Raw genomic sequence first — 18,790 nt, 5'->3', positions numbered from 1 at the left:
AGTGTCATGAGAGCAGCTAGGAGGATTATTTTTCTAGCGAGAGGATGTATTTCAATTGAATAATTCAGAGGGCCGCACGTTTATGGGTCATCCCCGCGGACTATTAACGCTGTCGATGACCGAATTCTGGGAGCGGTTCAGTTACTATGGCATGCGGGCGATCCTGATCTACTACATGTACTATTCAGTGGAAAAGGGCGGCTTAGGTTTTGATCAACCGACTGCCTTGTCAATTATGTCGATTTACGGGTCATTGGTTTATTTGAGTTCCACAATTGGTGGCTTCATCAGTGACCGGTTGCTCGGCTCCCGGCGTACCGTCTTTTGGGGCGGTGTGCTGATTATGCTGGGGCACATCGTCTTGTCCATCCCGATTGGTTCGATTGGGCTTTTTGGCTCGATTGTTTTGATTGTTTTGGGCACGGGGTTGCTTAAGCCCAACGTCTCCGAGATGGTCGGTAGCCTCTATCCTGAAGAGGACTTACGGCGCGATTCCGGGTTCAGCATTTTCGTTATGGGGATTAACTTTGGCTCGTTGATTGCGCCGATTTTTGTCCCATGGATGGCTGATAAAGTCAATTTCCACGCTGGCTTCTCGTTGGCTGCTATCGGGATGTTCATCGGCTTGATCTTTTACGTGGTTGACGGCCGCAAGTATATCAATCCGGCTGACAATACGGCGCCGGATCCATTAAAGCCGGAAGATGTCCGCCCGCTGGTCACGCGGATTGTCGGCGCGGTCGTTGTGGTTGGCGTCATCTTGGCCATTATGGCAGCCTTCAAGGCGTTGACGATTGCCAATGTCATCAGTCTGATTACGGTCATTGCGATCGGCTTGCCGGTTTGGTACTTTATTTTGATGATTCGCAGCAAAAAGGTGACCAAAACCGAACGCTCACGGGTCATTGCCTATATCCCGCTATTTTTGGCGGCGATGATTTTCTGGGCCATCGAGGAACAGGGATCGGTTGTGTTGGCACTGTTTGCAGCGCAACAAACTAAATTGGATTTTGGGTTCTTTAAAATCCTTCCAGGGAATTTTCAGACGCTGAATCCATTGTTCATTTTGCTTTACGGTCCGTTGTTTGCCTGGTTGTGGATGAAGCTTGGCAAACGCCAACCGACATCACCGAAGAAGTTTTATTTAGGTTTGATTTTTGCCGGAGCCTCTTATCTGTGGATGGTTATCCCGGTCATGCTTTTTGGCAGTAGTGCGAAGGTATCACCTTTGTGGCTAGTGATGAGTTGGGCCATTGTCGAAATCGGCGAAATGTTGATTTCCCCGGTCGGACTGTCGGTGACGACCAAGCTGGCACCAAAAGCCTATTCATCCCAAATGATGAGTATGTGGTTCTTGGCTGATGCGTCAGCGCAGGCGGTCAATGCGCAAATTGTGCGCTTCTACACGCCGAGTCACGAAGTAGCTTACTTCGCGATTGTCGGGCTGGTTTCAGTGGCATTTGCGATCATCTTAGCTTTTTACACGCCACGCATCGAGAAGCTCATGCAAGGGGTCAATTAATGGCGGCTGACTCACTTTTGCGTTAGTCGCTAACAGGAAGTGTCCTCATGATAAAAGTTGCAATCAGCGTCGATAATCATTTTGATGTGAATCATGTCGATGGCTTTGAAATGCTAAAATACCAGGCAGACTATCTGGTAGAAAACGGTTATCAAATTTATGTCAACGCCGGTGATACGTACAATGATTTCACCAAAACGCTGGCCTACTACCGGGCATTGCAACAGGAAGTGGGTCAACAGGTCATGGTACGCTTTTTGGCCGGCAATCACGACATGGTCAAGGGTGCTACCTATGATGAAATTCAGTCAGATGTTGATCCGCTATATTTGCACGAAAAGGTATTGCCGATTCCGTCCACCAATGCCGTGATCATTGGCAACAATGGTTGGTATGATTATTCGCTTGGCCAGTTGGGAAAGACTAAAACGGATGCAGCTTATGCACAGTGGAAACGCGCTTTTTGGATCGATAGTGCGATTGATTCACCGCTGAGTGACGCTGAGCGAATGCAGCGGGTTTTACAGACGACCCAAGCAGCAATTGATGCCAACCAAGGGCGGCAAATGATTTATGTGACCCATTTCGTGCCGATTCGCGGTGCCATGGTCTATGCGGTGGATCGGCCATCGTGGCAAATGGCGACGGCGCTCATGGGATCAGCGAAACTTGGCGCACTGTTGACAGGCCAGGTTGACGCGGTGGCATTTGGCCATGAACATTTTCGTGATGCGCCTAAACTACTCGGTAAAACGGTCTATTACCACCAGCCGCTGGGATATGGCCTGAAGCGCTTATTTGAATGGGAAAGTCATGATTGGTTGACGGAGTGGCGGAACACGCTGGTCACGTTGCATGTACCGTCATTGGCTAAATCCTGAATTCGTCAATGACATGCAAAACGGGTTATAAAAACTGCCTGAAAATGTGTCAAGCGATTTTCGACTTTGACAGTAAATTCCATAAAACATGCGTCCGAAAACTGGACGCGAGATGATCCTAATTAGACTTGAATCGCTTGTGAATTCTTGTATGGATATCGTTCGGCGACCAACTGTTTAACCCTTGTCCTGTTAATGCCAAGAGAATCAAGGTAATCGCGATAGTTGGCGCGGCGCCACGGATGCGTAATTGCCGGGATTTTCTTGGTTCGTTTAGGAGTTGGTGCCGCAGCTGGCGTAAGATCGAATTTGGCTGACATGAACTGTTCTTTTGGCACACAGAAAAGATCGTACACCTGGTCATCATCAGTGGTCATATAAAGTCTACCCGTGAAGCTTTTGATGACTAAGACCTTTGTATGCGGTGGTAAGTAAACCAATTCGCCATTCCGGTGTGGCAGATAGCGTTTGTTATCAAAGCGAACACAATGTCCGTGGCCGATGCTGCGTTCATTGGCAATGATCAAAATATTGTCAATTTCCTTGGGTGTTAGTTGCTTATCAAACACCGACATGCTACTTTTGATGGTAGATGCGAAGCGGTCATTGTAACGCTTGATAAAGCCGACCAAAAACCGATTGGCATCTGCGATTGTGGTGATGTTATGCAACCGCAGTTCACTTGTGAGCCGATCTTGAAAAGTCTCCAGAAGACGTTCTATACGGCCTTTGGCTTGCGGAATACTGGTGACCGAAAGTTCTGTTCCAAGTGTCTGGCAGGCATAACCGAAACGTGTAAGAGGGTTCTCGGTCGAAGGTGAGCCCTCTTTTTTGTTGCTGTTAAACACGGTGCGCCGATCCGTTAGGAATTCTGCTGGAGCGCCATAATCGCGAAGGACTTGGGCAAACACATGATAATAGCCGCTGAGTGTTTCTTGTTTGGCAAAGTAGCCGCCGACAACGTTTCCGGACTGATCATCAATGGCTGCGTGTAAGGTGGTTTTTTGAGTACCAAACCAATACTCCCAGGAAGCATCCATTTGTACCTGTTCACCAGAATAATGTTTTCGAGGACGTTCTGGATGGGCTTTGATGTTTTCAACGACTTCGATGGCTGACAAGGTGGCTTCATCACGTTTGGATAGGAGCTTGGCCTTCTTTTCTTTTTCTTTTAACTCACGCTTGACTCGGCGCTTGGTGGCTTTATGGGCTTTGGGTGACAGAATGTGGTGGTGTCTGAATAAGAGCCGGAGTGAGGATTCGGAGATGGCGATTTGTTCGGCAGTGGTTAAGAACTCGTGGAAATGGGCGATGTTAAAGCCGGCGTACTTGTTCGTGTACAGATGAATGATCTGGCGTTCGAGTTGTGCGTTGCGTTTGTTGGCGGGCTCACGACCGGCATTGCCGTGAATAAAGCCATCTTTGCCTTGTTGCTTGTAAAGCTTGATCAGTCGGTAGATGGTTCGTTCGGAGCGCTTGAGCTTAACGGCTGCGCGTTGCACGGAGGTCTTACCATTGACCACTGCTTTAATGACTCGGTAACGTTCTTCTTCTTTCATTGTTAAGACAACCTTCTTCATGTGATTCCTCCTAGATGTATCTTCTAAGAGGTTACAGTTTTTGTGACACTTTGGCTAACTGCTTACTTAAGACAATATCGCTTGCGGTCGACAACGGGTTATAAAAACTGCCTGAAAATGGTTGCTTTTTATAACCTGTTTTTGTACACTATTTGAGTTGGCTACTTGCAAACGTATGGAGGAGTAGCGAAGAGGCTAAACGCGGCGGACTGTAAATCCGCTCCTTCGGGTTCATAGGTTCGAATCCTATCTCCTCCATTTTTTAATGGCAGTGTGTAGTTGCGCTGCCGACACGACAAAAATCCGCTTAACGCGATCATTGCGTTAGGCGGATTTTTTATGCGATTGTAGGCACTTATACCTTAATATTTGTGGTTAAAAATACAGAAGCATTTCAGCTTTTAAAAAAGAATGATGCCTGATTGAACTGACATTGATTTGCTTGCTTTTTAAGAGGCCGGCATTTTAACCGTTTTTGCGCTAATAATCTTGTTGTAAACAGCTAGAATATTGTCAAAGTCTTCAGGTGTGGGATGAGGCTGAATGGAGACGATGTGGCATTTCGGCAGGTTCAGGAGCGGCAAATTGGTGATAATCATATCAAAATGAGGGGCGGCGGCTTTTAATTTGGCAAGCGTATTGACGTGCATCAATTCGGGCTTCAAGCTTGACCGCATGTGATAGCTTAATTCCTGCAATAAAAATTGGCTGTGCTCAAAACTTGTGTTGAAGAAGAGGCCGGTTCTGACTTTTGGCGCTCTTTCTTCTAATTGAAGGGTCAGGTTTTCCCAAGAAGTGACCAAGATGAAAAGCAGGCGGGTGATCAACGCCTCGTCAATTTGCTTCCAGATTTTTTCGGCGCGCAAAATGGCGATTAACGTTTCTTTGGTTTGTTTAATGAACGTCTGCTCAAATTTGTTCATGTTCATGAAGAACGCCTCATCCGGATTATACAGAATCTTGGTCGGTCCCCAAGTGTACTCAATGGCATTATACAGACGCAGCAGCACCAAATCACGATTAGCTAGTTTCAGTTTTTGCGATGCCGCCGTCACATCAAGAAAGTGTGACAGTGCTTGATAAATCGAATGAATCACCGGATTATGGCGGGCTTTAACCAGGAGATCCTGGTAAGTCAGGGCGTTGCGTGAGTTAAAGAAGAGATAAAACAAATGTGAAAAGACAAACGAGGAACAATTAATCCTATAAATTCGAGTAATCTTTTGCCGTAACTCAGGCGAAAACGTGTCATTTTCCTTCACCAAACTTGCATCTTTGAAAGTGTGGCCGCGACTATTGCGGGTGAGACAGATAAAGACGGTCGTTCGCAGTTTGTTTAAAAACGAAAACGACTGATATCTCGGCGATTTCAAAACCGGAAAATGGGCTGAAAAATCAGCAATGATCTCATCAATGAGCTGTAATTCATCTTGAGACAAAAAGGCGTCAATGAACCAGTATCTTTCCAGAAAATAGCAGTAATAGAAAAAATGAATTTTCTTTTCGTTGCCGACAATATCCAGAGTTTGCGTATCAATTCTAAAGCCTTCATGTTCCAACACTTGATTAATCGCCAGTATGTGCCGTTTTAAGGTTGACTCACTGATGAAGAGTTCTTCGGCTAATTGGGTCATCGATGAAAAGCGGTGTAGAAAAAGTTCTTCAAGAATCAAGAAGCGGGTCGATTGGCGATAAATAGCCGCATAAATGTAAAGCGGATTGTGTGACGCATCGTAAGTGAGTCGAATACCGAAACGTTGACTGCTTTCGATTTTGGCTGGGGCAATGTATTGATTAATATTCCCGATATCTTGTCTGATGGTCCGCGCAGGAATTTTGATTTCTTGGGCTAAACGGTCAATGGTCGTCCAGTCTTTGTTCAACAAAAAACTAATAATGTAATAGTGCTTCAGCAAACTATTCTCTAGCAGTTCCTCCATAACCCTTACCCCCTTGATGTTTGTTAATTTCTCAAATGTTGCCTAACGTTAGGCAACATTTGACCTGATACCACCCAACGATTTACTTATACTAATTTGCGTGTTGCATTAACGACATTTAAATCGTTATGAATTATAGCAACACGGAGAGATTTATTTCAACAGTAACGCATTGACAATTGAAAGGTGATAAATAATATTAATATTTTAATAATGAGCAACCATTTTAAATGCGTGCTGTTTTGGGGGTTAGCAAGAGGGGGAGCGACAATAAATTGAAAAAAGGAACATTAACATTCTTTTTGGCAACTGGCATTGTCACAATTGGCCTTTGGGATTCCACAATTGTGGTGCAAGCGGCCGTAAAGCCACAAGCTGGCAATGTTTTTATCGGTGGTGACAGTATTGCGTATAAAAGAGTTGTTGATAGCATTACGTTTAGCTATAGCAACGATACCATCACGTACGATCAAAAAACGGACACCTTTAAGATCCCGATTCGTTTTGGGTCGGCGAACATTGCCGGTGGACTGGATCGTTATCTGAAATTTTCGTATTCCTTTAATGATGAACTGGAGGGCAAGGTTAAGCGGGTGGTGATCTCGCCCGACGGTTTAGATACTGCAGTTATTAACCACATGGATCCCACGACCCACCAGTTTACTCACCAATGGGATGTTAGCACTCGAGTCGGCGGGACTGCGGATGCCGTGATTTATATGCAGGCGCATAAAATCACGCCTAATGACTGGATTGCCGTCCAAATGGAAAGTAGTCGATTGAAGAATTTAACGCCGATTCGGCCTGCCTGGAATTCAGCTAGGGTTCTCGAATACAAAGACTTCGGTCCAGCACTCAACGCCAAGCTGCTCGAAGCGATGAAGAAAAAAGCTGTCGCCGACGTGGCCACTGACTCCAAGGCCGTTCAAGCCGAGGCTAAGAAAAAGATCGATCAAGTCAAAGTTGACGATGATTTTGCCAAGGTTTTACCGCAAGTGGTGACAGGTGCGCACAAGGAACAGGCAAAAGACGATCTTGACGGCGAGGCTGCTACCGTTAATGCCAAGATTGACAGTGATCCGACATTAACTGCCAGCGAAAAGACTAAGCAAAAGGATGCCGTGACCGCAGAAACAGCCAAAGCCAAAACGGTAGTTGACCAAGCACAAGACGATGCCGGCGTTAAACAAGCAAAGGCTGCCGGGATTGCGACCATTGACGCGCAACACAAGCCAGGTACCGCCTTGGATGTGCGCAGAAGCGACGCAAAAAAGGACATTGATGCCGAGGCTGCGAAAGTCACTGCCGCCATTGACCAGGATCATACTTTGACGGCCGCGGAAAAAACCGCGCAAAAGCAAGCAACGGCCGATGAAGTAACGAAAGCCAAAGCCGCGATTGATCAGGTACAAACTATTGAAGCCATTAATCAGGCTAAAACGGATGGTATCAAGGCTATCGACGTTCAACATCAATCAGGCGCTGATTTTGATAAACAAAAAGAGCAGGCTAAGCAGGCACTTGATGCTGAAGCTAAGAAAGTCACCGCTACCATTGATCAGGATGCCACGTTGACGGCTGCGGAAAAGCAAAACCAAAAACAAGCAGTTGCGAAGGCAGCAGACAGTGCCAAAGCTGCCGTTGACAAAGTGCAGGATATGGATCATCTGAATCAGGCTAAAGCGGATGGAATTAAGGCAATCGACGACCAGCACCAAGCTGGCGTTGCACTTCCGACTAGGCAAGACACCGCCAAAAAGGCACTTGATGCCGAAGCAGCCAAAATCACCACTGCGATTGACCAGGATTCGACACTAACAGCAGCTGAAAAGAAGACCCAGAAACAGGCAGTCGTTGATGCGACTGCCAAAGCCAAAACTGCCATTGACCAAGCGCAAAATGCCGATGAGGTGGACCAGAAACAGGCTGAGGGGATCAAAGCTATTGACGGCCAGCATCAATTAGGGGTGGCGTTAAGCAAGCAAAAAGCAACCGCGAAACAGGCCATCGATGATGAGGCTGCTAAAGTGACCGGTGATATTGACCAAGATGTTACCCTGACGGCCGCAGACAAACAGGCGCAAAAACAAGCAGTTGCCGATGAAGCTGCCAAGGTCAAGGCGGCGATTGACGCGGCTCAAAATGCTGACAGTGTGATTAAGACGCAAACTGATGGCATTCGAGCCGTTGATGACCAGCACCAAGCCGGTACGGATTTGGCTGTTCGCAAGGCGGAAGCTCAAAAAGCCATTGATGCTGAAGCGGTGCTAGAAGCAGATGCGATTGATCAAGATGTTACTCTGACCACCAGCGAAAAAGCTGTTCAAAAGCAGGCTATAACTGACAAAGCAGCGGCAGCCAAAGACACGATTCTCAAAGCGCAGGATGTCGATGGCGTCAATCAAGCTGAAGCAGCTGGCATCAAAGGCGTTGATGACGTTCATCAATCCGGTACACTTTTGGACACGCGCAAAGCCGAAGCGAAAAAGGCGATTGATGCTGAAGTGACCCAAGTTCAGCAGGCGATTGACCAAGATGTCACATTAATCGCTGCGGAAAAAGCAACGCAAAAACAAGCTGCTGTCGATGAAGCAACGAAGGCTAAGGCTGCCATCGATACGGCTAATGACGCCGATGCGGTTGACCAAGCTAAGGCTGATGGGGTTAAAGCAGTCGCTGCGGCTCACCAGTCGGGCGCACTTTTGGATACCCGTAAAGCAGATGCCAAGCAGGCAATGGACACCGAAGCCGCGAAAGTGACGGCTGCGATTGATCAAGATGCCACGTTGACCAACGCTGAAAAGGCAAAGCAAAAACAGGCAGTTACCGATGAAGTCACCAAGGCCAAGGCAGTTATTGACGTGGCTAAGGACGCTGATGCGGTTGATCAGAGCCAAAACGACGGCATTCAGCACATTAACGCACAATATCAACCGGGAATCGCCTTAGACGCCCGTAAAACCGATGCCAAGCAAGCCATTGATGCGCAAGCCGTCAAAATCGCAGATGAAATTGATCAAGATGCAACGTTGACAGCCGCCGCAAAGAAAACGCAAAAACAGGCGGCTACTGACGAAGCAGCTAAAGCCAAGGCAGCAATTGACGCCGCACAAAGCGCTGATGCAGTTGATCAGGCGAAGACAGACGGTTTGAAAAACATCGCGGATCAGCATCAACCAGGCAAGGCGCTTACCAATCGCCGCGATGATGCAAAACAAGCGATTGCTAAGGAAGTTGCTAAAACCGTGACTGCGATTGACCAAGATGTCACTTTGACAAAAGCTGAAAAAGGCAACCAGAAACAAGCCGTCACTGCAGCGGCAGATAAGGCTAAACAGGCCATTGATGGTGCGCAAAGTGCCGATGCGGTTGACCAGGCGATTGCAGACGGAAACAAAGCCATCGCCGGACAGCATCAAGCCGGTACTGCACTCGCAACGCGCAAGGATGATGCCAAGCAGGCCATTGATACCGAAGCTGCTAAAGTTGCCGGCGATATTGATCAAGACAACACTTTGACTGCCGCCGAAAAACAAGCGCAAAAACAAGGTGTTGCTGATGAGGCTGCTAAAGCCAAGGCGATCGTTGATGGCACTCAAGACGCCGACGAGGTTGAGCAAGCCCAAGTCGACGGTATCCGCACAGTTGATGATCAGCATCAGTCCGGTACCGATTTAGCAACCCGCCAAACCGAAGCCCAAAAGGCCATTGATGCTGAAGCTGCTTTGGAAACGGATGCGATTGATCAAGATGTGACGTTAACTAGCGGCGAAAAAGCAAAGCAAAAACAAGCCGTGGCTGATAAAGCCGTTGCGGCCAAAGCTGCGATCGCCCAGGCGCAAGATATTGATGGTGTCAACCAAGCGACATTCGATGGTGTGAAGGCTATCGATGCCGTTCACCAATCCGGAACCCTTTTGGACACCCGGAAGGACGCTGCTAAACAAGCCATTGATGCTGAAGCTGGCAAGGTTGAGCAGGCCATTGACCAGGATGTCACCTTGACGACTGACCAAAAGGCGACACAAAAACAAGCAGTTGTGGATGAAGCAGCCAAGGCGAAAAACAATATCGACAGCGCCTTAAATGCGGATGCGGTTGATCAGGCAGAAGTCGACGGAATCAAGGCCATTGATGACCAGCACCACGCCGGTACCGATTTGGCCACACGCAAAACCGCCGCCGAAAAAGCGATTGATGCCGAAGCAATTAAAGTTATCAACGCGATTGAGCGCGATGTGACTCTTACTAGCACTAAAAAGGCGATGCAAAAACGCGCTGTTAAAGACAAGGAGGCAAAAGAGAAGAAGGCGATTGGCGCCGCAACCGATGCGGATAAGGTCAATAATGCCAAAACCCACGGCATTAAGCACATTGATGAACAACATCAAGCTGACGCGACGCTAAAGGCACACAAGCAAGTTGCCGAAAAGGCGATTGATGCGGAAGCTGCAAAGGTCATCCAAACCATCGATCAGGATGTGACGTTAACTGGCGCGGAAAAAGCTTCACAAAAACAGTCCGTTGCTGAAGAGGTCATTACGGCCAAGAAGAAGATTCAGCAAGCCAAGGATGTTGATCAGATCAATCAAGCGATTGCTCAAGGTATTAAAGCAATTGATGACCAGCACCGCTCCGGAAAGGATTTAACGACCCGCAAAGAAGCGCACAAAACCGCCATTGATGCGGCGGCTGCCAAGGTGACGGCAAGCATTGATCAAGACGCAACGCTGACTGGTGCCCAAAAAGCTGTTCAGAGACAGGCGGTGGCGGCCGAAGCAGCCAAGGCCAAGCAAAACATCGACGCCGCAACTGACGCCGATGCGGCCGATCAAGCCAAAACAGACGGGATTCAAGCAATCGATGGTCAACATCAACCAGGAACAGCGGTTGCAACGCGCAAAGATGAAGCGAAAAAGACGATTGATGACCATGTTGCACAAATCATTGGCAGCATTAATCGTGATGTGACACTCACCGCTGCCGAAAAAGCTAAGCAAAGACAGGCGGCGACTGATGCGGCTGCTAAAGTTAAAGCGGTGGTCGATCAGGCGCAGGATGCCGATGGTGTCGATCAAACGGTAAACCAGAACCTCAAGACGATCGATGCGACTCATCAAGCTGGCAACGCGTTGGCAACCCGCAAAGATGACGCTAAAGCAGTCGTCGATGCTGAAGCTGTCAAAGTGACGCAAGCAATTGATCAGGATGTGACATTAACTATTGCTGAAAAAACGGCGCAGCGGCAAGCAGTTGCGGATGAAACAACCAAAGCTAAAGCTGCCATTGACGCGGCGCAGGATGCCGACAGCGTCGATCAGACGAAGGATGCCGGTGTTCAGGCAATTGGTGCGCAACATGTATCCGGTCAGGCAATGGATCGTAGCAAAGCAGATCACAAAAAAGCGATCGATGCCGAAGTCGTGAAAGTTCAGCATGAAATTGATCAAGATGCAACGTTGACTGCAGCTGCCAAAAAGCAACAGAAGGCAGCGGCTGTTGCTGAAGCGGTCAAGGCTAAACAGGCGATTGACGATGCCCTAAACATCGAAGCTGTTACAAACGCCAAAATTGAAGGTATCAAGACCATTGATGCGCAACACCAGTCAGGTGCAACGATCATGGTTCGCAAGGCCGAGGCTAAAAAAGCAATTGATGTGGAGGCTGCGAATGTCACTACAGCTATCGATCAGGATGCCACACTGACGGGTGCGCAAAAGACTGCCCAGAAACAAGCGGTCGCAGCGGAAGCAGTCAAAGCTAAGCAGGCGATCGATGCTGCTGGGGATGCCGATGGCGTTGATCAAGCCAAGATTGCCGGCATCAAAGCGATTGATGCACAACATCAGTCAGGCACAGCCATCGCGACCCGCCAAACTGAAGCCAAGCAAGTAATTGATGCTGAAGCCGCTAAAGTGATGGCTCAGATTGATCGCGATAACTTGTTGAGCGATGCCCAAAAAACCGCGCAAAAACAGGCTGTCACAACGCAAGCAACGAAAGCCAAACAGGCGATTGATGCTGCCGGCAGTGCAGATCTCGTTGAGCAGGCGAAAGACAATGGTATTAAAGCCATTGATGCACAATATCAAGCCGGTAAAGCTGCACCTACCGTTAAAGCCAAATCCAAGGCTAAACCTGCCACCAGTCAGGATCATTTCCCTAAAACTGGTGAGCAGCAGTCGCTGTTGATGGTGATCTTAGGTGGCTTGTTAAGCTTAGGATCCAGTTTGTTCTTTACCCGGAAGAAGCGTTCGCACTAAACGTTTAGGCCAACTAAGCAGGTGTCGTGTGATGTCTAACGATTACCAGTTTTTATCACTCGCAGCCGAGATGCCAACACATCTCGGCTGTTTTTTTGATTTCACCGGTCCAGTAGTTTGACACGGTATAGCCCAACCGCTACGCTTAAAGCAAGACAATGAAGGGTGTGATTGCATGGCAATAAAAGCGACGGATCTTTTCAAATTGGTATCGTTATCGTATCCAATTGCGACAAATCGGGGCTATTTTTTTCAAGAAAACCGGATTTCGGAGGCGGACAATACCTATTACCAGCGGCTTTGTTTCGTGAATCCGCGTGGCCAGATGACCGTTTATGGGACTGACCAAAAACACGACCGGCATCCTAAACTAAGCCCGGATCAGCAATGGTTGGCGTTCCTGAGCCAAGCTGCAGACAAAACAACGCAGGTCTTCCTGCAAGCAGTTGACGGCGGCGTGGCCCACCAGTTGACGGCTGAAAAAGAGGACGTGACGGATTTCGCTTGGCGACCTGATAGCAAGGCTGTTTTTCTTCAAACAACGATTGGTGCCAAAAAGAAGCTATCACCGGAAGATGCCAAAAAACCGCAGCCGGTGACGGTCACGCGCGCGCAGTACAAGCTCAATGGTGTCGGCTTGTTACCAGAAAACGTGACTTACGAATTGCGGGTGCAGCAAAGACGCCAAAAAACTAGCCATATTGTGATGCAGCGCCAACATGACTTCCAAATTGGTGCAATCGCGCCGGATGGTCAAAAAATTGCGTTTGCGGCGGAACGGTTACCGGATGATCCCAACGACTTTAGCCAAGCTGCTTATTTGCTCGATTTAACCACGCAGCAGGTGACGATGGTGAATGAGCATTTGCCGCAAGCAGAGTTGACGCCAGCAGCCTTTTCAGCGGATTCGCAACAATTGTTGTTGTATGGCTCTGACAATCATTTGCCTAATGTGTCGCAAGGCCACTTGTAGCATTACGATCTAAAGAGCCAGAAACTGCAGGACGTTGCCGATGACGTGGATTTTGATATTCCGGGTTATGTCAATGGTGACTTTCAGCAGGACTTATCAGGCAAAGTGGCCGATTTTGTCACAGCCGATTATTATCTGACGATTGGTTTTGACCACGGGAAGACGAGCCTATACGCTGGCGGACCGGATGAGCGCTTGACGCCGTTGATTGATGGTCGACGGCATGTGACGGATTTTGCCTTGACACCTGATCACCGTGGCGTTGTGTTCACTGAAAGCACGATGACCATTCCGAGTCGATTAGTGTACTTTGATCTGGCCTCCGAAGAAGAAACGGTTTTATATGACCCAAATCGGCGGGTTACGCGCACGCTTGGGTTGGTTACGCCACTGACTTTTAATTTCAATCGTGCTGGTTTTGAAATTGAGGGTTGGTATTTCCCACCGCAAAAAGCAGCCGCATCGCATCCGGCCATTTTATATGTGCATGGCGGCCCAGCAGTTGGTTATGGGTATACCTTTTTTCATGAAATGCAATATCTGGCTGCCAAGGGATATGGTGTTATCTGTCCCAACCCGCGGGGCGGATTAGGTTATGGTGAAGCGTTCACGGCAGCGGTTATTAAACATTACGGCCAGGATGACTATCAAGATTGCCTAGCTGCGGTTGATGAGGCCTTGAAATTGGATACGACCATTGATCCTGAGCACTTATTTGTTGCCGGCGGTTCTTATGGCGGCTTCATGACGAATTGGATCGTGACCCACACACATCGCTTTAAAGCGGCCGTTACCCAGCGCTCGATTGCCAACTGGTTAAGTATGTATGGCACCAGCGACATCGGGTATTACTTCACGCCTTGGGAGCTGGAAGGCAAGTGGAGCGGCGATTTGTCAGACGTGCAAGGTCTTTGGGACTTCTCCCCCTTGGCACATATCGATTTTGCCAAAACACCGACGCTGGTGATGCATAGCGAAGACGATCAACGGTGTCCGATCGGCCAGGGTGAAGAATTTTATATCGGGTTGAAACTACATGGGGTTGAAACCAAATTCATGCGGTTCCCGAAATCAAATCATGACTTGTCTCGCAGTGGCTTACCCAACTTGCGGATCGCACGTCTAACCGCGATTACGGACTGGTTTGATGCCCACCAATCAAAACAAGAAGCTAAAGGAGAATAAGGATGACAATTGGATTTATCGGTGCTGGTAACATGGCCCAGGCGATCATTAGCGGATTACTAGCCAAAAAGGCCATTGACCCGGCGGACATCGTTGTTCACGGTGGCCATCCGCTGCATTATGAACCATACGCAGCCAAAGTCGGTATCAAAGCTGTCGACAGCAATCAGGCTGTTGCCGAGGTTTCAGACGTTGTTTTTCTGGCGGTCGCGCCGAAACTGGGTGCACCGATTTTAAGTGCCATCGGGGCAACCTTGAAGAAACGGCATGTACCCGTGATTTCAATGTTAACCGGCGTTTCGCTGGCGGCGTTAGAAGAAGCATTGAACGATCATGACCAACCGATTTTACGGATCATGCCGAACGTGAATGTCGCGATTAATGCCGGCATGATTGCTTACGCCGCTAATGATGCGGTGGCCGGTCAACTGGATGGCCTTTTGGATTTACTGAACGTTCTGGGCAAAACCATGTCGTTACCGGAAGACCAATTTTCAACGTTTGTGGCACTGGCAGGTTCCTCTCCGGCGTTTGTGTATTTGTTCATCGACAGTCTTGCCCGCGCCGGTGTCAAGTACGGCCTAGAAAAAAGTGAAGCAACTGCCATTGCTGCCCAAGCCGTCATGGGCAGTGCTAAAAATGTTCTGGCAAGTACCCAATCACCGTTTGACTTGATCGATCAGGTATCCAGCCCGGGCGGTACCACTGTTGCCGGATTGTTGGCCATGGAAGAAGCCGGGCTGATGTCCGCTGTGGTCAAAGGTGTCGATGCGACGATTGCCAAAGATCGACAGGAATGAAAAATAATTAAACTTCCTGTAAATACGAGGTAGGCCACCTTGCAACTCTGGTCTATACCGGTTATACTGGTTAATGATAGTCAGGACATTAAATGATTAGGAGTGGTATTGTGACGGTTACGGTATTGAAACACGCAACAATTTATACAGGATTGGAACGCATTGAAGATGGGTATATCCGCTTTGACGACAAGATTCTGGCGGTTGGCGATATGTTTGATTACAAGGCTCAGGCTGGTGAACAGGTCGTTGACGTTCAAGGTAAAACGTTGATACCGGGATTCATTGATGTCCATGCTCACGGCGGTTATGGCTTTGATGCCATGGATGGTGATGCCGATCAAATCGATGAAATGGCCACCAAGATGATGACGCACGAAGGGGTTACCACCCTTTTTGCTACAACCATGACTCAATCAACCGAAAATATTGATAAGGCCATGCGCGGCGTGAAACAGGCAGCCGAACGCAATCGCATTATCCAAGGTGTCCACCTCGAAGGTCCGTTTATCAGCAAGGTCTTCAAGGGTGCCCAACCAGAAGAATATATTAAGAATCCTAATATCGATTTAGTTAAGCAATGGCAGGAATTATCCGGCGGTCTGGTTAAGCTGATCACTTATGCGCCGGAAGATGAAGGTTCCCGCGAATTTGAAGATTATCTTTTAGCACACAACATTGTGCCATCAGTCGGCCACAGTAATGCAACGCGCGAACAGATGCTGCAAAGCAAAGCGACCCATGTGACTCATCTATACAATGCACAGCGTGGGTTACGTCACCGTGAACCAGGCGTCACCGGCCACGCGATGCTTGAAGACAATATGTACTGCGAATTGATCTGCGACGGTTTCCATATTGTGCCTGACATGTTACGCTTGGCCTTTGATCAAAAAGGTCCGGAACGGATTGAATTGGTTACCGATTCCATGCGCAGCAAAGGGATGCCGGAAGGAAAAAGTGAATTAGGCGGCCAGACGGTGTATGTTAAAGACAAACAGGCGCGGCTAGCTGATGGTACGCTTGCCGGTTCCGTTTTAATGTACAAGGATGCCTTTAAAAATGCGATGAGCTTCATGGATGCTTCTCTGTTTGATGCGGTTGAAATGTCGTCAGTCAATCAGGCTCGCGAATTCAATCTGACGTCCAAAGGAACCCTTGAAGTAGGTAAGGACGCCGATATTAACATGTTGGATCGCAACCATGATCTCATTGCCACTTATAGTTATGGCGTCAAACATGACACTGAAGACTGAACCACGTATTGGAGATGATGATTGATGGAGGTACCGGTTTATATTCAAATTCATAACGCGATTCGGGCTGATATCGAAGCCGGAAAATGGCAGGTCGGCGATCGTATTCCTTCCGAACGCGATCTCGCGGTGACCTTTAATGTTTCCCGAATGACGTTGCGGCAGGCCATTCAAACTTTAGTCGACGAAGGTATTTTAGAACGGCGCGTGGGTTCCGGAACGTATGTCGCGAATCAAAAAGTTCAAGAAAAAATGTCCGGCGTAACTAGCTTCACGGATTTGATGCAGGCCCAAGGTAAGGTACCATCCAGCAAGACGGTATCTTATCACGTGGCCCAGCCAACCAGTTCGGAAGTTGAAAAGTTGAAGCTGGCTCCAGGCGAGCAAGTGCTGCGGATGGAACGAATCAGGTATGCCGACAAGGTGCCGATCAGTTTTGAAACAGCTGCTGTTCCGCATGATTTAGTCAAAAACTTCACCAAAAAAGAAATGACGGCTAGTTTCTATCACACCTTGGAGAAAAAAGGCGGCTACGTTCTTGGCGGCGCACAACAAACCGTCAGCGCAATGTTAGCCAGCGAACGGATTTCCGAATATTTGGCGATCAAACGCGGCGATGCAATTCTACGGCTGCGGCAGGTTTCGTTCTTAAACGACGGCACACCGTTTGAATACGTCCGCACGCAGTATGTTGGCGAGCGATTTGAGTTTTATCTAGAGCGGTAATGAATCAGTATTAGCATGACCAAAAGGCCAGAAAACAGATTTTATTGTTTTCTGGCCTTTTGCGATGATGAGAAAAATGGCACAGCACGCTTCCTGCAAAGCGGTCCGCAGTGGTATATAATCATTACCTATATGATTGAATTAAATGCTCAAAAGTTAACGTACGTTGTTTTTGTATGTTGCTGGAAGGGGAAAGATGATGGCTACGCAATTGGGTGAAGGACTGACACTCCACACCGATTTTTATGAATTGAATATGATGAACACATTTTTTGAACGAGGGATCAGTGAACGTCATGCAGTATTCGAGGTTTTCTTTCGGGAGTTACCATTTGGCTCGGGGTTTGCTGTATTCGCCGGACTAGAACATGTGATTGATTACCTGAATCATCTCAGCTTTTCCGAAGACGACCTGGCTTATCTTAAGGCGCAGACAAATTATTCGGATGCGTTTATCGATTACTTGCGAAAGTTTAAATTTAGCTGCACAGTGCGATCAGCTTTAGAAGGCGATCTGGTTTTCAATAATGAACCGATTTGGCAAATCGAAGGGCCACTGGCGCAGGCGCAGTTGGTTGAAACCGCTGTTTTGAACATGATCAATTATCAAACGCTTGTTGCCACCAAAGCGGCGCGGATTCGCAGTGTTGCCGGCGCCGACCCCTTGATGGAATTCGGTACGCGCCGGGCACAGGAAACCGCAGCAGCGTTGTGGGGCACTCGAGCGGCTTACATCGGTGGTTTTAACGCGACGAGCAATGTTTTGGCCGGTAAAGAGTTCGGTATCCCGATTAGCGGAACCCACGCCCACTCGCTGGTTCAGGCCTATGGCAACGACTACGATGCCTTTAAAGCGTATGCGCAGAGCAACAAGAACGTGGTTTTCTTAGTTGATACTTATGACACCTTGCGTTCCGGTGTTCCCGCGGCAATTAAAGTGGCTAATGAGTTTAAAGGCCGGATCAATTTCCTTGGCGTTCGGATTGACAGTGGCGATATGGCGTTTATTTCCAAGCGTGTGCGTCAGCAATTAGACGATGCCGGGTATACTTCAGCAAAAATTTATGCATCGAATGATCTCGATGAAAACACGATTCAAAACCTGAAAATGCAAGGTGCCAAAATTGACATCTGGGGTGTTGGTACGCGACTGATCACCGCGTACGACCAGCCAGCGTTGGGAGCTGTATTCAAGCTTGTCTCGATTGAAGACGCCAGCGGTAAGATGCATGACACGATTAAGTTATCCAATAATGCCGAAAAGGTGTCGACGCCAGGCAAGAAACAGGTTTGGCGGATTACACGCCGGGATGACGGTAAGTCGGAAGGCGATTACGTGGCATTAGCCGATGAGCAGATTGACACTGACCGCAGCCTCTACATGTTCCACCCTAATTTTCCGTATATCAATAAAACGGTTAAAAACTTTGAAGCCAAGCCACTGTTGCAACTCATTTACGATCAGGGGAAACAGGTTTATCAAACCCCGCCACTCGCTGAGGTTCAGGCGTATGCCACCCGCAGTACCAATGCTTTGTGGGATGAATATCGGCGCATTTTGAATCCGCAAGACTATCCGGTCGACTTATCGCAGCGGGTGTGGGATAACAAGATGGACTTAATTAAAAAAGTGAAATCGGCGGTTGCTGACCGCGAGGAATAAT

General features: G+C 48.2%; 9 protein-coding genes, 1 tRNA gene and 1 pseudogene. 9 read left to right on the top strand and 2 right to left on the bottom strand.

Annotated features, from left to right (window positions below; translation table 11 throughout):
* Window positions 1-55: 55 nt before the first annotated feature.
* Entirely contained in the window at window positions 56-1,522 is a 1,467-nt protein-coding gene (locus tag LACSTY_RS08870) for a peptide MFS transporter (protein WP_087912372.1), read from the top strand.
* Between the two features lie 47 nt (window positions 1,523-1,569).
* A complete protein-coding gene (locus LACSTY_RS08865) occupies window positions 1,570-2,403 on the top strand; it encodes a metallophosphoesterase (RefSeq protein WP_087912371.1) in 834 nt (277 codons plus the stop codon).
* Window positions 2,404-2,525: 122 nt separating this feature from the next.
* Here the strand turns inward: LACSTY_RS08865 and LACSTY_RS08860 are convergent, their stop codons facing one another.
* Window positions 2,526-3,983 (bottom strand): ISNCY family transposase, encoded by a 1,458-nt coding sequence (locus LACSTY_RS08860; protein WP_087912370.1) that lies wholly within the window; start codon window positions 3,981-3,983, stop codon window positions 2,526-2,528.
* A 177-nt stretch (window positions 3,984-4,160) separates the two neighbouring features.
* Between LACSTY_RS08860 and LACSTY_RS08855 the strand changes: the two genes are divergently transcribed.
* Window positions 4,161-4,241, top strand: a tRNA-Tyr gene (locus LACSTY_RS08855).
* A 191-nt stretch (window positions 4,242-4,432) separates the two neighbouring features.
* On the opposite strand, the gene LACSTY_RS08850 is transcribed toward LACSTY_RS08855, so the two are convergent.
* Complete coding sequence (locus LACSTY_RS08850) at window positions 4,433-5,923, bottom strand: AcpB/EbpR/MafR family transcriptional regulator (RefSeq protein WP_087912369.1); 1,491 nt, start codon at window positions 5,921-5,923, stop codon at window positions 4,433-4,435.
* A gap of 275 nt (window positions 5,924-6,198) precedes the next feature.
* Here LACSTY_RS08850 and LACSTY_RS08845 point away from each other — a divergent pair, with 275 nt between their 5' ends.
* The 6 genes and pseudogenes from LACSTY_RS08845 (at window position 6,199) to LACSTY_RS08820 (ending at window position 18,789) form a co-directional block, all read left to right on the top strand.
* The gene (locus LACSTY_RS08845; RefSeq protein WP_191981855.1) at window positions 6,199-12,186 is read left to right on the top strand and encodes a DUF1542 domain-containing protein; all 5,988 of its coding nucleotides are present in this window, start codon (window positions 6,199-6,201) and stop codon (window positions 12,184-12,186) included.
* Between the two features lie 175 nt (window positions 12,187-12,361).
* Window positions 12,362-14,344: pseudogene (locus LACSTY_RS08840) on the top strand (S9 family peptidase).
* 2 nt (window positions 14,345-14,346) lie between these two features.
* On the top strand, window positions 14,347-15,144 hold the full coding sequence (gene proC / locus LACSTY_RS08835; protein WP_087912367.1) for a pyrroline-5-carboxylate reductase: 798 nt from the start codon (window positions 14,347-14,349) through the stop codon (window positions 15,142-15,144).
* A 110-nt stretch (window positions 15,145-15,254) separates the two neighbouring features.
* A complete protein-coding gene (gene nagA / locus LACSTY_RS08830) occupies window positions 15,255-16,400 on the top strand; it encodes an N-acetylglucosamine-6-phosphate deacetylase (protein ID WP_049170065.1) in 1,146 nt (381 codons plus the stop codon).
* Window positions 16,401-16,424: 24 nt separating this feature from the next.
* Window positions 16,425-17,126, top strand: coding sequence for a GntR family transcriptional regulator (locus LACSTY_RS08825; RefSeq protein WP_087912366.1), 702 nt, complete (start codon window positions 16,425-16,427; stop codon window positions 17,124-17,126).
* A 199-nt stretch (window positions 17,127-17,325) separates the two neighbouring features.
* Entirely contained in the window at window positions 17,326-18,789 is a 1,464-nt protein-coding gene (locus tag LACSTY_RS08820) for a nicotinate phosphoribosyltransferase (protein WP_087913275.1), read from the top strand.
* The last annotated feature ends 1 nt before the right edge of the window (window position 18,790 follow it).

This window comes from Lacticaseibacillus styriensis (genome assembly GCF_030770295.1).
In the GTDB taxonomy this organism is placed as follows: Bacteria; Bacillota; Bacilli; order Lactobacillales; family Lactobacillaceae; genus Lacticaseibacillus; species Lacticaseibacillus casei.
The sequence above is the reverse complement of the archived record's forward strand: the minus strand, read 5'-3'. Positions and strand labels throughout refer to the sequence as shown.

Bases quoted from the DNA above. Each gene is read 5' to 3' on its own strand.
- LACSTY_RS08865 (WP_087912371.1), top strand. From the start codon at position 1,570: ATGATAAAAGTTGCAATCAGCGTCGATAATCATTTTGATGTGAATCAT.
- LACSTY_RS08860 (WP_087912370.1), bottom strand. From the start codon at position 3,983: ATGAAGAAGGTTGTCTTAACAATGAAAGAAGAAGAACGTTACCGAGTC.
- LACSTY_RS08850 (WP_087912369.1), bottom strand. From the start codon at position 5,923: ATGGAGGAACTGCTAGAGAATAGTTTGCTGAAGCACTATTACATTATT.
- proC (WP_087912367.1), top strand. From the start codon at position 14,347: ATGACAATTGGATTTATCGGTGCTGGTAACATGGCCCAGGCGATCATT.
- LACSTY_RS08825 (WP_087912366.1), top strand. From the start codon at position 16,425: ATGGAGGTACCGGTTTATATTCAAATTCATAACGCGATTCGGGCTGAT.
- LACSTY_RS08820 (WP_087913275.1), top strand. From the start codon at position 17,326: ATGGCTACGCAATTGGGTGAAGGACTGACACTCCACACCGATTTTTAT.